A 14,533-nucleotide genomic window follows, 5' to 3' on the forward strand; every position below is an offset into this window, starting at 1 on the left:
GGATGACCGAGCACGACGAGCCCTCCCCCCGAAAGCGCGGCCTGTTCGGCGGGCTGCGCGCCAGTTTCCTGACCGGGCTGGTGGTGATCCTGCCGATCGGGCTGACGCTCTACCTGATCTGGACCGTGACCGGCTGGATCGACAGCTGGGTGCTGCCCTTCGTGCCCGAGGCCTACCGGCCGCAAAGCCTGATGCGCGACTGGCTGGGGCCGCAATACGCGATCCCGATCCGCGGCGTCGGCGTCATCGTCTTCCTGATCTTCACCATCGTCGTCGGCTGGCTGGGCAAGGGGCTGATCGGCCGCTCGCTGATCGCCTGGGGCGAGCGGCTGGTCGACCGGATGCCGGTGGTCCGCTCGGTCTATAACGGCCTCAAGCAGATCGCCGAGACCGTCTTCGCCCAGAGCGAGACCAGCTTCGACAAGGCTTGCCTGGTCGAGTATCCGCGCCGCGGGATCTGGGCGATCGGCTTCGTCTCGACCAATGCCAAGGGCGAGGTTGCGGCGAAGATTCCCGACGACGAGACCATCGTCTCGGTCTTCCTGCCGACGACGCCCAACCCGACCTCGGGCTTCCTGCTCTTCGTGCCCGGGAACGACGTGGTGATGCTCGACATGAAGGTCGAGGATGCGGCCAAGCTGATCATCTCGGCCGGGCTGGTCTATCCCAATCCCAAGGACCCGTCGAAACCGGCCGAGAACGGCCGCCGACTCTCCGCCGCGAAACCGGTCGCCAAGGAGCCCGTCGGCTAGATGCTGGCGGCGGCCCTGACGGGATTCCTCACCGGCGGCTCGCTGATCCTCGCGATCGGGGCGCAGAACGCCTTCGTGCTGCGTCAGGGGCTGCTGCGCGCCCATGTCCTGCCGCTCTGCCTGCTCTGCGCCGCCTCCGACGCGCTGCTGATCAGCGCCGGGGTCGCCGGCTTCGGCGCGGTGGTGACGCTGGCACCCGAACTGCCGGTGGTGATGGCGCTGGCCGGGGCCGTCTTCCTGACGGTCTATGGCGCGCTGCGGCTGCAGGCGGCCTGGCGCGGCGACTACGCGCTGGTGCTCGACGGCGGCAGCCGGCCGCTCTGGCCGACGCTGGCCGCCGGCGCCGCCTTCACCTGGCTCAACCCGCATGTCTATCTCGACACGCTGGGGCTGATCGGCGCGGTCTCGACCCGGTTCCCTGCCCTGCCCGACAAGACGGCCTTCGCCCTTGGCGCGATCTCGGCCTCCTTCGCCTTCTTCTTCTCGCTCGGCTACGGCGCGCGGCTGCTGGCGCCGGTGATGTCCTCGGCCAGGGCCTGGCGCTGGCTCGACCTGTTCATTGGTGGCACGATGTGGGTGCTGGCCTTCGAACTGGTGCGCGCGGCCCTCTAGGTGCCGCCCACCCCGCACAGGGAAACCCGCATGCGCTATCCCGGACTGCCCCGCGCCCTGCCCCGGTTCCTCGCCGAACTGGCGGTGGAGAACTCCAGGGACTGGTTCGAGGCCCATCGCGACGCCTATGAGCGCGACTGGAAAGCCGCCGGGCTCGACCTGATCGCGGCGCTGGGACCGCTGTGCCAGGCGGGAGAGCCGCGGCTCGAGGCGGTGCCCAGGATCGGCGGCAGCCTGAAGCGGATCCAGCGCGACACCCGGTTCTCGGCCGACAAGGCGCCCTATGCGCCGATGCTGCATCTCGTGCTGGCCCTGCCCGGCGCCGAGAAGCATCGCGGCATGCACCTTGTCGTCCATCCCGACCGGCTGGGCTTCGGCGCCGGCCATTACGGGCTGGGCCCGCAGGCGCTGGCGCGGTTCCGCGACCGGGTGCAGGACCCCGAGGACCGCGCCGCCCTGCTCGCCGCCGCGGCACGGGCCGAGGCCGTCGGCAGCCGTTGGGACGCGCCCGATCTCAAGCGGTTGCCGAAGGGAATGGAAGCCGAGGCCGACTGGGAGCACCTGCTGCGCCGCAAGTCGGTGATCCTGCGCGGCGAGACCGCGGGCCTGCCCGACTGGCTGTTCACCGCCGACTGCCTGGCGGGGCTGGACCGGCTGATCGCGGCGCACCGGCCCCTGCTGGGCTGGCTCGCGCGCTGACACGGCAGGGGTTGCGCCCCACCGGTCCTTGGGCTATACGCGCGCCACTTCACAGGCAGGGCTTGGGCCGACGGGGGAGAAATCCCCGAAGGTCCGCCGGTTGGGGGAAACCCTGAAATGGCCCTGCCGAGGCGCAAACCGGAAAGGAACGAACATGGCGCTTCCCGAATTCTCCATGCGTCAGCTGCTGGAAGCTGGCGTTCACTACGGCCACCAGACCCAACGCTGGAACCCGCAGATGGGCGAGTACATCTACGGCGCCCGCAACGGCATCCACATCCTCGACCTGACGCAGACCGTCCCGATGCTGGACGCGGCGCTGAACGTCATCCGCGAGACCGTGGCCAAGGGCGGCCGCATCCTCTTCGTCGGCACCAAGCGCCAGGCCCAGAAGCCGCTGGCCGAAGCCGCCGAGAAATGCGCGCAATACTACATGAACCACCGCTGGCTGGGCGGCACGCTGACCAACTGGCAGACGGTGTCGAAGTCGATCCAGCGCCTGAAGGCCATCGACGAGCTGATGGACCAGGGTGCCGAGGGCCTGACCAAGAAAGAGCGTCTGGGCATGGAGCGCGAGCAGGCCAAGCTGCAGGCCTCGTTGGGCGGCATCCGCGAGATGGGCGGCCTGCCCGACCTGCTGTTCGTCATCGACGTCAACAAGGAAGACCTGGCCATCGCCGAAGCCCGCAAGCTGGGCATCCCGGTCATCGCCGTGGTCGATACCAACTGCTCGCCCAAGGGCGTGGATTACGTGATCCCGGGCAACGACGACGCCGCCCGCGCGATCTCGCTCTACTGCGACCTGGTCTCGCGCGCCGCGCTTGACGGCATGTCGGCCCAGCTCGGCGCCGCCGGTGTCGATATCGGCGCGCTGGCCGAGGCGCCGGCCGAAGAAGAAGCCGCCGCAGAGGCCTGAGCTTCCGCCGCTTCCGGCCCTCTGCCGGGCCGTTACCGATCTGTTACCGGGTGGGGGTAAGCCCCGCCCGGACGAGCACTTGAAAATCGAGGAGAGCCGTTATGGCAATCACCGCGAGCATGGTGAAAGAGCTGCGCGAATCGACCGGCGCAGGCATGATGGACGCCAAGAAGGCGCTGACCGAGACCGACGGCGACATGGACGCCGCCGTTGACTGGCTGCGCACCAAGGGCCTGGCGAAAGCCGCCAAGAAGGCCGGCCGCACCGCCGCCGAGGGCCTTGTCGGCGTCGCCGTCAAGGACGGCAAGGGCGTCGCCGTCGAGATCAACTCGGAAACCGACTTCGTCGCCAAGAACGCCGAGTTCCAGGCGCTGGTGAAAAGCTTCACCGAGGCCGCCCTGGGCGTCGACGACGTCGAGGCGCTGAAGGCCGCCGACGTTGGCGGCAAGACCGTCGAGGCCGCGCTGACCGACGCCGTCGCCAAGATCGGCGAGCACATGTCGCTGCGCCGGATGGCCGTGGTCGAGGGCGAAAGCATCGCCGCCTACGTCCACAACGCCGCCGCTGACGGCATGGGCAAGATCGGCGTCCTGGTCGCGCTGAAAGGCGCCGACAACGGCATCGGCAAGCAGATCGCCATGCACATCGCCGCCACCAACCCGGCGTCGCTCGGCGAGGCCGATCTCGACCCGGCGCTGGTCGAGCGCGAAAAGCAGGTGCTGACCGAGCAGGCCCGTGAATCGGGCAAACCGGACGCCGTGATCGAGAAGATGATCGTCGGCCGGATGAAGAAGTTCTTCGAGGAAGTCACCCTGCTGGGCCAGAAATTCGTCATCAACCCCGACGTTACCGTGGCCGAGGCGGCCAAGGAAGCCGGGGTCGAGATCATCGGCTTCGTCCGCATGGGCGTCGGCGAAGGCATCGAGAAGAAGGAAGAGGATTTCGCGGCCGAGGTCGCCAAGACCCTCGCCGGCTGATCCGGCCCTTCCGAACGGTTCGAGAGACGGCGCGGCCCCCGGGGTCGCGCCGTTTTCCTTTTCGCCAATCCGCCCGCCCTCCCCCAGCGGGACGCGCAGGATGTCAGCCCAGCGGGATGCGCAGGATGTCGACCTCGTCGTCGAACCGGGCCCCGATACGCTCGTAGAACGGGCGTGCGGAATGGTTCTCGGCCCAGAGTTCGAGGTTGATCCGGCTGCAGCCATGCGCCCTTCCGTGGTCCTTGAGGAAGTCGATCAGCTTGCGCCCGGTGCCGCCACGGCGCTCGCCCTCCCGGACCTCGAGATCGGACAGGTAGAGGCTGCGCCGCCGCGTATGGGCCTCGTATTGGCGGCTGAACACGGCGAAGCCGACGACCGCCCCGTCTTCCTCGGCGACGATGCAGCGGGCCCAGCGGTCGGGACCGAAGCAGTTCTCGCGCAGGCCCTCGATGTCGGTGCCCGGATCGGGATCGTCGACATGGCGGGCAAGCTCCCGCGACAGGGTGGCGATGGCCGGCAGGTCCTCCTCGACCGCGTATCTGACTTGCATGGCTGGGCCCCTCCCCGCACTGGATCGTCGACTGGCGCCCAAACTAGGACAGACCGGGCGGCAAAGGAAACCCGGGGCGGCACAATCCGATTCAACGAATACGGGATCGGCGAATACGGGATCGGCAAGCGACGATCCGACAAACGAAAAACGGCGCGGAGCAAGCTCCGCACCGTTTCCGTTTTGCGCCATCCGAAGTTGGGGATGAGGACAGACGCAGTCAGGGACAGACCTGCCGGGTGGACTATGCACCCGGCAGGCCAGTATTCCGGTTTCCCGGTATGCAAACCGGAACGACATGAAATCGCATGCTACTCCGGCCCACCGTTCCTTGGCCAATGCCACCACTCACGGAACAGCTTCAGTATTGTCCATTTACGTCGCGTCATCCAAGTCAGGGATTCCTTACCTGACCAAACGGTAAAACCGAACCAATTGCCAAAAAGGTACGGTGAGACAACAAGTTAACTATGTCAGGACCGACCCGAGGGTCGGCATTGCCGCTCCCTTCCAGCGCCCGTACGAAAGCGCCTTCGGAAGTCAGTCGAGGACGAAAATCTGGTTCATCATCGAGGCCTTGGCGATCGCCTGGGCGGTGCTTTCGACCGCCAGCGCCTCGCGCGCCAGGCGCAGGTGCTTCTCGACCGTCGCCATCGAGACGCCCATCAGGATCGCGATATCCTGGGTCGTCTTGCCCTCGGCAACCCATTCCAGCGCCTCGCGCTGGCGTGCGGTCAGCGCGGTCAGCGCCTGGGGATGCGGCAGGCTGATGATCTTGAGATGCACGACTCGGTTGAGCGTCAGGATCTCGTCGCCATGCTCGGTCCAGATCGTATCGACATCGGCATTGGTCATCCCCGGCCGGGCGACGAGGCCGATGCCGCCGCGCACCCGCACCGCGAGATCGCGGAAGCTGATCGAGCAGCCGGCGACGACACCATGGGCCCGGTTGAAGGCGAGCACCCGGCGCTCGGCCTCGGTCAGCGTCCCCGTTTTCTGCATGTCGTCGAGGCAGCGCCAATTGCACACGCCATGATTCTCGTTGGTCCAGCGGACCATCGGGGCATCGCGATAGAGTTCGTCGCCGATGAAGCGGTCGAGGTATTCCTTGGGGTGGTTCGACAGCATCAGCGCATTGGCCGCGTCGCCCAGCTTGCCGCCGGCGCTGATCCGGGTATAGGCATAGAGCAGGCGGTCGAATCCATACTCCGCCATCTTGTCGATATGCAGTGCCCAGACCTCGTCAACGGTACGGGCCTCCAGCACATTATTCAGATGTGCCAGCAATCCGCCTTTCACAGCCGTCATCCCCAAACGGTGAAACATCCTTACCCCAAGGGCCCATTATCGGCCCCTGAGGCGCTTTGTCGAGGATTCATCCGGCTTTTCTTCGCCAGCGGGCGTGATAGAGCGGAAAGGCATGCAGGAAGGTCACGATGCAGAACTCCTATGACGTGGTAGTGGCGGGCGGCGCGGTGATGGGCGCCTCGGTCGCCTGGTGGCTGACGCGGATGCGGCCCGGGCTCAAGGTCGCGGTGGTCGAGCGCGACCCGGGCTACGCGCAGTGTTCGACGGCGCTCTCGGTCGCTTCGGTGCGGCAGCAGTTCACCAATCCGGTCAATGTCGAGATCTCGTGCTTCGGCATCGGCTTCATCCGCGACTTCGCCCGCCATCTCGGCCCGGCCGGCGGCGATCTCGGGCTGAAAGAGAACGGCTACCTGTTCCTTGCCGGCAGCGAGGACAGCGCCGCGGTGATGCGCGAGGTGGCGGCGATGCAGCGGGCGCATGGCGCGGCGACGCAGGTGCTCGACCGCGATGCCCTGGCGCGGAAATTCCCGTGGATGGCGCTGGACGACGTCGTCGCCGGCTCCTTCGGCCCGCGCGACGAGGGCTGGTTCGACAACATGGGCCTGCTGACCGGCTTCCGCGCCGGCGCCCGGGCCCAGGGGGTGGAATTCCTGGCCGACGAGGTCGTCGGTCTGGAGATGGCGGGCGACCGGGTCGCGGCCGTGACCCTGGCCTCGGGCGCCCCCCTCGCCTGCGGCGCGCTGGTCAATGCCGCCGGCACCCGCGCGGCGCGGATCATGGCCCATGCCGGCGCCGAGCTGCCGGTCGAGCCGCGCAAGCGCACCGTCTTCCTGATCGACGCGCCGGGAGCCCGTCATGCCGATGCGCCGCTGCTGGTCGACCACCAGGGCTTCTACCTGCGGCCCGAGCACACCCACTGGATCACGGCGACGGTGCCGACCGAGGACGGCCCCTGCGACGCCGACGACTTCACCCCGGACCACGCACAGTTCGAGGACATCATCTGGCCCGCCCTCTACACCCGCGCGCCCTGCTTCGGCGCGGTCAAGGTGGTGCGGTTCTGGGCCGGCCACTACGCCTATAACCGGCTCGATCAGAACGCGGTGCTGGGGCTGTGGCCGGGGCTGGCGAACCTCTACCTGATGACCGGCTTCTCGGGCCACGGGCTGCAGCAATCCCCCGCCGTCGGCCGCGGCCTGGCCGAGTTGATCCTGACCGGGAGCTACCAGAGCCTCGACCTGTCCGAACTGGGCGCGGCGCGGGTAGTCGAAGGGCGGCCCTTCGCCGAGCGGGCGATCGTCTGAGGACCGGGGGCTGGAAGGAAGGCCGGGGGCGCTGCCCCCGGACCCCTGGGATATTTCCGAGCAGAAAGTGTGCCGGGCGGCTTGGCGGGCGGCCTGGCAGGCGGCGGGGCGAGCGGCGGGGCGCAGGAGGCTCTTGGCGGCTCCCGCCGGGGCGGCTATGACGGGCGTCCGAACATTGAGGAGGCCGCCCTTGGACACTGCCGACCGCATCGCCCGGATCATCGCGACCGAAATCGACGCCCGCCCCGCCCAGGTCTCGGCCGCCGTCGGCCTGCTGGACGAGGGCGCGACGGTGCCCTTCGTCGCCCGCTACCGCAAGGAGGTGACCGGCGGGCTCGACGACAGCCAGCTGCGGACGCTGGCCGACCGGCTGGCCTATCTGCGCGAGCTGGAACAGCGGCGGGCGGCGATCGTCGAATCGATCCGGTCGCAGGACAAGATGACCGACGAGCTGGCCCGCGCCATCGCCGGGGCCGAGACCAAGGCGGCGCTGGAAGACATCTACCTGCCCTATAAGCCGAAGCGCCGGACCAAGGCGATGATCGCGCGCGAGAACGGGCTCGAGCCGCTGCTGCGGGCGATCCTGGACGACCGCAGCGTGGCGCCGGAGGCGCTGGCCGAGGGGTATCTGTGTGAGGCGGTGCCGACGGTGAAGGACGCGCTGACCGGGGCGCGCGACATCCTGACCGAGGAGCTGAGCGAGAATGCCGATCTGCTCGGCCGGCTGCGCGACTTCATGCGCGCCGAGGCCTTCATCGCCGCCCGGGTCGTGCCGGGCAAGGAGGAGGAAGGCGCCAAGTTCTCGGACTATTTCGACCATCGCGAGAAATGGGCCGGCATCCCGTCGCACCGGGCGCTGGCGATCCTGCGCGCCTCGAAGGAAGAGATCGTGACGATCGAGATCGCGCCGGATCCGGAGACCGGGGCCGAGCGCGCCAAGGGCATGATCTGCGCCGCCATCGGCATTCCCGGCGACGGGCCGGGCGACAAGTGGCTGCGCGACGTCGCCGCCTGGACCTGGCGTGTCAAGCTGAGCCTGTCGATGTATCTCGACCTGCTGACCGAGCTGCGCCAGCGCGCCCATGAGGAGGCGATCGCGGTCTTCGCCCGCAACCTCAAGGACCTGCTGCTGGCGGCGCCGGCCGGGGCCAAGGCGACGCTGGGGCTCGATCCCGGCATCCGCACCGGGGTCAAGGCGGCGGTGGTCGATGCGACCGGCAAGCTGGTGGCGACCGACACGCTCTACCCGTTCCAGCCCAAGAACGACCTGCGCGGGGCGCAGGCGAGCCTGCTCAACCTGATTTCGCGCCACGATGTCGACCTGATCGCCATCGGCAACGGCACCGCCAGCCGCGAGACCGAGAAGATGGTCGCCGATGCGCTGAGCATGCTGCCAGCGGGCGTGAAGAAGCCGACCAAGGTGATCGTCTCGGAGGCCGGGGCGTCGGTCTATTCGGCCTCGGAACTGGCGGCGCGGGAGTTTCCCGATCTGGACGTGTCGCTGCGCGGCGCGGTGTCGATTGCCCGCCGGCTGCAGGATCCGCTGGCCGAGCTGGTCAAGATCACGCCTGAATCGATCGGCGTCGGCCAGTACCAGCACGACGTCGACCAGCGCCGGCTGGCGAAGGCGCTGGAGGCCGTGGTCGAGGATGCGGTGAACGCGGTCGGCGTCGATCTGAATACCGCCTCGGCGCCGCTGCTGGCCCATGTCGCCGGCCTCGGTCCGTCGCTGGCGCAGTCCATCGTCGGCTATCGCGACGGCCATGGCGCCTTCGGGGCTCGCAAGGCGCTGCTGGAAGTGCCCGGGCTGGGGCCAAAGGCTTTCGAGCAATGCGCCGGCTTCCTGCGGATCCGCGACGGCGAGGAGCCGCTCGACGCCTCCTCGGTCCACCCCGAGGCCTATGGCCTCGCCCGCCGCATCGTCTCGGCCTGCGGCCGCGACATCCGCCAGATCATGGGCAATCCGGCGGCGTTGAAGGGGCTGCGGGCCGAGGAATTCGTCGGCGACGGCTTCGGCCTGCCGACGGTGCGCGACATCCTGGCCGAGCTGGAAAAGCCGGGGCGCGACCCGCGGCCGAGCTTCGTCACCGCCAGCTTCGCCGAGGGGGTCGAGGACATCAAGGACCTGAAGCCGGGGATGCAGCTGGAAGGCACGGTGACCAACGTCGCCGCCTTCGGCGCCTTCGTCGATATCGGTGTGCATCAGGACGGGCTGGTTCATATCAGCCAGCTCGCCGACCGCTTCGTCAAGGACCCGCACGAGGTGGTCAAGGCGGGCGACGTGGTCAAGGTGCGGGTGACCGAGGTCGACATCCCGCGCAAGCGGATCGGGCTGTCGATGCGCAAGGATGGCGGCGGCGAGGCCCGGGCGCAGGAGCGGCGCGACGGAGCGCAGCGCGGCAAGCCGTCCGGCAAGACAAGTGGCAAGACGGGCGGCAAGATGTCGGCCCGGCCGCCGAAGGGCGATGACACCGGCGCCTTCGGCGCGGCGCTGATGGACGCGATGCGCAAGAAGGGCTGAGGCGTGGGGGCTGACCCCCTACCCGACCTCGGCCGAGACGTAATCGGCGGCGCTCTCCAGCGCCCGCCGCAGCGCCTCGCCACGCCGCGCTCCGCGGGTCTCGGCGACGATGTGGGCCGCCATGAAGGTGTCGCCGGCGCCAGTGACGCGGCGCACCATCACCTCGGGCGGCTGATGGCTGAGGATGCCGAGCGGGCTGCCGTCGCTGCACGGCTTGCCGCCATCGGTCACCAGGACCCGCCGCGCCCCGCGTGTCAGCAGCGCCTCGGCGGCGGCGCGGCTGTCGGCGAAATGCTCCTGGCACAGCAGCCCGGCCTCCTCGAGATTGAGGTAGAGCGTGGCGCGCGGATGGGACAGGAGCGGCAGCAGCCGCTCGGCCTTGCCGGGCGAGGCCGGGGCGACGCGCAGGTCGGCGGCGGCGAAGAGCGGGCTGTCGGCGATCTGGGCCAGCAGCGCCTGGGTCAGGTTGCCGTCGAGCGCCACCGGGCCGGCCCAGGGCGTGTCTGCGCTGCCCAGGGCGCCGTCGGCCAGCGGCTGCAGGATCTTGTCGCCCGCCGCTTCCAGCGAATGGGCGTCGGCGATGGCCGCGATCAGCCCGCCGCCGCCCTCGATCGCCATGTAGCGATCGGTCGGCAGGTCGGGCGAGCGGTAGGCATGGTCGGTGCCCACGCCCAGCGGCTTGCAGGCGGCGACCAGGTCCTCGCCCTCGGCATCGGTGCCGATGACGGTGAGGACCGAGGGCCGCAGCCCGAAGCGGGCCAGGGTGGCGGCGATGTTCATCGCCACGCCGCCGGGCAGGCGCGAGATCCGGCCGGGCACGTCGGAGCCGAGGCGGAGGGTCGAGGGCGAGCGGCCGATGATGTCCCACAGGACGGAGCCGATGCAGAGGATGTCGGGCTGATCTGTCATGGCGCCTAACTGCACCGGGGGAGCGGGAGGCGCAAGCGGCAGGTGAAGGGCGGAGGGCCGCACATCGACATGAGGGCGGCGCCCGACCCGACCGGGGCGGCGGCGAACGGCGCGTTGCGGGCTCCAAGGCCCCCGAGTCGCGAGCGTGGGATCGCTTTCGCCAACAGCGCCCGCCCCGGTGGGGGGCGGGGCGGGCTCTGCCCGGCGTGAACGCCGGTCGGAACAGGGGATCAAGGCGGCGCGTTCCTACAATTCAGGCGACACGCCCCTGCCCTCACATCGCGGTCCAGCCGCCGTCGACGCTGATCGTGGTGCCGGTGATCTGGGCCGCGGCCTCCGAGCACAGGAAGACCGCGGTGCCGCCGATCTGCCCGGTGGTGGCGAACTGGCGCGAAGGCTGGCGGTCGAGCATGACCTCGCGGATCACCGTCTCGCGGTCCATGTTGTGGGCCTTCATCTGGTCGGGGATCTGGGCCTCGACCAGCGGCGTCAGCACGTAGCCCGGGCAGATCGCGTTGGCGGTGATCCCCTGCCCCGCGGTCTCCAGCGCCACCGTCTTCGACAGCCCGACGATGCCGTGCTTGGCGGCGATATAAGCCGATTTGAACGGCGAGGCGGTCAGCCCGTGGGCCGAGGCGATGTTGACGATTCGGCCCCAGCCCTTCGCGCGCATCCCCGGCAGCGCGGCGGCGGTGGTGTGGAAGGCCGAGCTCAGGTTGATGGCGATGATCGCGTTCCATTTCTCGACCGGGAATTCCTCGATCGGCGAGACGAACTGGATGCCGGCATTGTTGACCAGGATGTCGCAGCCGCCGGCCTTTTCCACCAGCGCCCGGCATTCGTCGCCCTTCGACATGTCGGCCTTGATGTAGCGCGCGGTCACGCCGTGCTCCTTGGCGATCTTCTCGGCCAGGGCGTGGTCTTCGTCGCTGTCGGTGAAGGAATTGAGCACGACGTCGGCGCCGGCCCGGGCCAGCTCTTCCGCGATGCCCAGCCCGATGCCCGAGGTCGACCCGGTGATGATTGCCGTCTTGCCCGAAAGGCTCATGTCTCGCTCCCATTGTCTGATGCGGCATCCCTGGCGGTTGCGAAACCGCGCCGCTGCAGCTGCACAATAGGCTTCGGGCGGCCGAATGCCACCCCGTGAAACCACGCGGTCACGGGGCCTTGACCGCGGGAGCGTCAGACCCCGGCAGCGGTCACGTCATGGCCGTAGAGCCAGTCGAAGCGCGACAGCGGCACCGAGGGGGCGAACCGCGCCCCCAGCCGCAGCCCGAGATGGGCGACGGCGCGGGGCACGCCCGACAGGTGATAGGCCTTGGCGTTGCGGTTTGCGGCCTCGACCGCGCGCTTCACCCGCGCCTCGCGCGCCAGCTGGAAGGCGGCGAAGCCGGCTTCGGCGCTGTCATGCCCGGCCAGCGACTCGGCCAGCACCCAGCCGTCTTCCAGCGCCATGTTGGCGCCCTGGGCCAGGAAGGGCAGCGTCGGATGGGCGGCATCGCCCAGGATCACCGCGCCGTTGCCGTGCCAGCGCGGCGCGACCGGATGGCGGAACAGGCCCCACAGGTAGGGATCCTCGACCTGGTCGAGCCAGCTCCGGACCTCGCGGCTGAAGCCCTTGAAGGCGAAGCGCAGCGCGATCGGGTCGTCGTGCAGGTTCCAGCCCTCCTCGGCCCAGCGGTGCCGTTCCTCCACCGCCACGATGTTGCGCAGGGCGCCACCGCGCAGCGGATAGGTGACGAGGTGCCGGCCCGGGCCCATGAAGACCTCGGCCTCGGGCCGGATGTTCGGCCCGGCCGGGATCGTCGCCCGCCAGGCAACCTGATGGGTGAAGAAGGGCGCGATCTTGCCGTTGAGCGCGGCGCGGACCACCGAATGCAGCCCGTCGGCACCGATCAGCAGCGGCACTTCCAGAAGCGCCCCCTGGGCGGTGCTCAGGTGCGGCGGGTGATCACCCAGGCTCACCCGTTCGATCTTCTGCAGCAGCCGGACCTGGACCCCGGCGCTGCGCGCCGCCTCGGCCAGGATCTCGATCAGGTCGGCGCGGTGGACGAAGTAATAGGGCTGGTCGGGACGCAGCCGGGTCAGGTCGAGCCGCAGCACCCGGGCGCCGTCGCTGCCGTTGCGCAGGCTGACCCCGGCCGAGCGCTGGCCGATCCGCTCGAGCTCTTCCGCCAGCCCCAGCCCGCGCAGCACGGCCGCGCCATTGGGGCTGATCTGGAGCCCGGCGCCGACCTCGCGGATCGCCTCGGCCTGCTCCAGCACCGTCACCGCCGCGCCGCGCCGCGCCAGCGCCACCGCCACCGTCAATCCGGCAACGCCGCCGCCCAGCACTGTGATCTTCCGACCGATCAAAGACATTTCCCGTTCCCGTCCGGCCCTTCCCCAAGGGCGCTAGCTGTCTTCGGGCCACGCACACGGCCCCGCCTGATACCACAAAAGAAAACCGGGGCGCGCGCTCCCGCGGCCCCGGCGTGTCCCGATCGGCGCCGCTGGCGCCGGCCGTCCGTCAGTCGTCGCGGTGCACCTTTTCGCGGCGCTCGTGCTTTTCCTGCGCCTCGAGCGTCATCGTCGCGATCGGCCGGGCATCGAGGCGCTTGAGCGAGATCGGCTCGCCCGTCACCTCGCAATAGCCATACTCGCCCTCCTCGATCCGCCGCAGCGCCGCATCGATCTTGGCGACCAGCTTGCGCTGGCGGTCGCGGGTGCGCAGTTCCAGCGCCCGATCCGTCTCCTCGCTGGCGCGGTCGGCGATGTCGGGCACGGCGCGGGCGCTTTCCTGCAACCCCTCGATGGTGTCGGCGTTGAGATCGAGAATTTCCTGCTTCCAGGCCTGCAGCTTGCGACGGAAATACTCGAGCTGGCGCTCGTTCATGAACGGCTCATCCTCGGCCGGACGATAGTCCTCGGGAAGAAAGACCTCGGGCTTCATTGCGGTTCCCTCCTGCTGACCGGACAGGTCGGAAACGAGACCGTTAATTGACTCATCTTCTATCGACATCCGGCACCCCTTCCGCCGCTCCATTAGCCCAAGCCGGAGAGGATGTCACTAGGGCATGGCACGGGTTGCAGCAATTTGCCCCTGTGCTAAGGTCGCCGCCGATCCGCAACGCGAAATCCCGAAATCACAGCATGAAATTCACCTCGACCGCCGATTACGTGGCCACCGACGACCTGACGCTGGCCGTCAACGCCGCGGTGACGCTTGAGCGCCCCTTGCTCGTCAAGGGCGAGCCCGGCACCGGCAAGACCGAACTGGCCCGCCAGGTGGCCGCGAGCCTCGACCTGCCGATCCTCGAATGGCATATCAAGTCGACGACCCGGGCCCAGCAGGGCCTCTATGAATACGACGCCGTCAGCCGGTTGCGCGACAGCCAGCTGGGCGACGAGCGGGTGCACGACATCGGCAACTACATCAAGAAGGGCAAGCTGTGGCAGGCCTTCGAGGCCGAGGGCCGCGTCGTGCTGCTGATCGACGAGATCGACAAGGCGGATATCGAGTTTCCCAACGACCTGCTGCAGGAACTCGACCGGATGGAGTTCCACGTCTACGAGACCGGGGAAACGGTGCGGGCGCAGCATCGCCCGATCGTCATCATCACCTCGAACAACGAGAAGGAGCTGCCCGACGCCTTCCTGCGGCGCTGCTTCTTCCACTATATCCGCTTCCCCGATGCCGACACGATGCGCAAGATCGTCGAGGTCCATCACCCCGGGATCAAGGACGCCCTGCTGACCACGGCGCTGACCCAGTTCTACGAGCTGCGCGAGACGCCGGGGCTGAAGAAGAAGCCCTCGACCTCGGAAGTGCTGGACTGGCTCAAGCTGCTGCTGGCCGAGGATCTCGGGCCCGAGGATCTCAAGCTGGAAGGCACCAACGCCCTGCCGAAACTGCACGGCGCGCTGCTGAAGAACGAGCAGGACGTGCACCTGTTCGAACGGCTGGCCTTCATGGCGCGGCGGCAGCGGTAGGGGCGGCCCGGCG

14 protein-coding genes are annotated in these 14,533 nt (G+C 69.0%); 8 read left to right on the plus strand and 6 right to left on the minus strand.

Features of this window, described 5'->3' with window-relative positions; translation table 11 throughout:
* Positions 1 to 2: 2 nt before the first annotated feature.
* The 5 genes from ACFOES_RS05140 to tsf all read left to right on the plus strand — a co-directional run bounded on the left by ACFOES_RS05140 (position 3) and on the right by tsf (position 3,956).
* Entirely contained in the window at positions 3 to 752 is a 750-nt protein-coding gene (locus ACFOES_RS05140) for a DUF502 domain-containing protein (protein ID WP_377832108.1), read from the plus strand.
* The gene (locus ACFOES_RS05145; protein WP_377832111.1) at positions 753 to 1,364 is read left to right on the plus strand and encodes a LysE/ArgO family amino acid transporter; all 612 of its coding nucleotides are present in this window, start codon (positions 753 to 755) and stop codon (positions 1,362 to 1,364) included. It begins immediately after the preceding gene.
* Positions 1,365 to 1,394: 30 nt separating this feature from the next.
* Positions 1,395 to 2,063 (plus strand): TIGR02453 family protein, encoded by a 669-nt coding sequence (locus tag ACFOES_RS05150; RefSeq protein ID WP_377832112.1) that lies wholly within the window; start codon positions 1,395 to 1,397, stop codon positions 2,061 to 2,063.
* A gap of 154 nt (positions 2,064 to 2,217) precedes the next feature.
* Positions 2,218 to 2,979: a 30S ribosomal protein S2 gene (gene rpsB, locus ACFOES_RS05155; RefSeq protein ID WP_377832113.1), complete on the plus strand. Its 762-nt coding sequence runs from the start codon at positions 2,218 to 2,220 to the stop codon at positions 2,977 to 2,979.
* Positions 2,980 to 3,080: 101 nt separating this feature from the next.
* Positions 3,081 to 3,956 carry a translation elongation factor Ts gene (gene tsf / locus ACFOES_RS05160; protein ID WP_377832114.1) on the plus strand — a complete coding sequence of 292 codons (876 nt, stop codon included), beginning with the start codon at positions 3,081 to 3,083 and terminating at the stop codon, positions 3,954 to 3,956.
* A gap of 103 nt (positions 3,957 to 4,059) precedes the next feature.
* Here the strand turns inward: tsf and ACFOES_RS05165 are convergent, their stop codons facing one another.
* Both ACFOES_RS05165 and ACFOES_RS05170 read right to left on the minus strand, forming a co-directional pair.
* Entirely contained in the window at positions 4,060 to 4,506 is a 447-nt protein-coding gene (locus tag ACFOES_RS05165) for a GNAT family N-acetyltransferase (protein ID WP_377832116.1), read from the minus strand.
* Positions 4,507 to 5,046: 540 nt separating this feature from the next.
* Positions 5,047 to 5,772, minus strand: coding sequence for a LuxR family transcriptional regulator (locus ACFOES_RS05170; protein WP_377832117.1), 726 nt, complete (start codon positions 5,770 to 5,772; stop codon positions 5,047 to 5,049).
* Positions 5,773 to 5,942: 170 nt separating this feature from the next.
* Between ACFOES_RS05170 and ACFOES_RS05175 the strand changes: the two genes are divergently transcribed.
* Entirely contained in the window at positions 5,943 to 7,118 is a 1,176-nt protein-coding gene (locus tag ACFOES_RS05175) for an NAD(P)/FAD-dependent oxidoreductase (protein WP_377832118.1), read from the plus strand.
* A 157-nt stretch (positions 7,119 to 7,275) separates the two neighbouring features.
* On the plus strand, positions 7,276 to 9,639 hold the full coding sequence (locus tag ACFOES_RS05180) for a Tex family protein (protein ID WP_377832120.1): 2,364 nt from the start codon (positions 7,276 to 7,278) through the stop codon (positions 9,637 to 9,639).
* Positions 9,640 to 9,657: 18 nt separating this feature from the next.
* Here ACFOES_RS05180 and ACFOES_RS05185 read toward each other — a convergent pair whose 3' ends face one another.
* The 4 genes from ACFOES_RS05185 to dksA all read right to left on the minus strand — a co-directional run bounded on the left by ACFOES_RS05185 (position 9,658) and on the right by dksA (position 13,480).
* The gene (locus ACFOES_RS05185) at positions 9,658 to 10,548 is read right to left on the minus strand and encodes a PfkB family carbohydrate kinase (protein WP_377832121.1); all 891 of its coding nucleotides are present in this window, start codon (positions 10,546 to 10,548) and stop codon (positions 9,658 to 9,660) included.
* Between the two features lie 274 nt (positions 10,549 to 10,822).
* Positions 10,823 to 11,596, minus strand: coding sequence for a 3-hydroxybutyrate dehydrogenase (locus tag ACFOES_RS05190; RefSeq protein WP_377832122.1), 774 nt, complete (start codon positions 11,594 to 11,596; stop codon positions 10,823 to 10,825).
* Positions 11,597 to 11,730: 134 nt separating this feature from the next.
* The gene (locus tag ACFOES_RS05195) at positions 11,731 to 12,909 is read right to left on the minus strand and encodes an FAD-dependent monooxygenase (protein ID WP_377832124.1); all 1,179 of its coding nucleotides are present in this window, start codon (positions 12,907 to 12,909) and stop codon (positions 11,731 to 11,733) included.
* A gap of 148 nt (positions 12,910 to 13,057) precedes the next feature.
* Positions 13,058 to 13,480: an RNA polymerase-binding protein DksA gene (gene dksA / locus ACFOES_RS05200; RefSeq protein ID WP_377833006.1), complete on the minus strand. Its 423-nt coding sequence runs from the start codon at positions 13,478 to 13,480 to the stop codon at positions 13,058 to 13,060.
* 200 nt (positions 13,481 to 13,680) lie between these two features.
* Between dksA and ACFOES_RS05205 the strand changes: the two genes are divergently transcribed.
* A complete protein-coding gene (locus tag ACFOES_RS05205; RefSeq protein ID WP_377832125.1) occupies positions 13,681 to 14,520 on the plus strand; it encodes an AAA family ATPase in 840 nt (279 codons plus the stop codon).
* The last annotated feature ends 13 nt before the right edge of the window (positions 14,521 to 14,533 follow it).

Source organism: Acidimangrovimonas pyrenivorans (genome assembly GCF_042643245.1).
GTDB classification, from domain to species: Bacteria; Pseudomonadota; Alphaproteobacteria; order Rhodobacterales; family Rhodobacteraceae; genus Acidimangrovimonas; species Acidimangrovimonas pyrenivorans.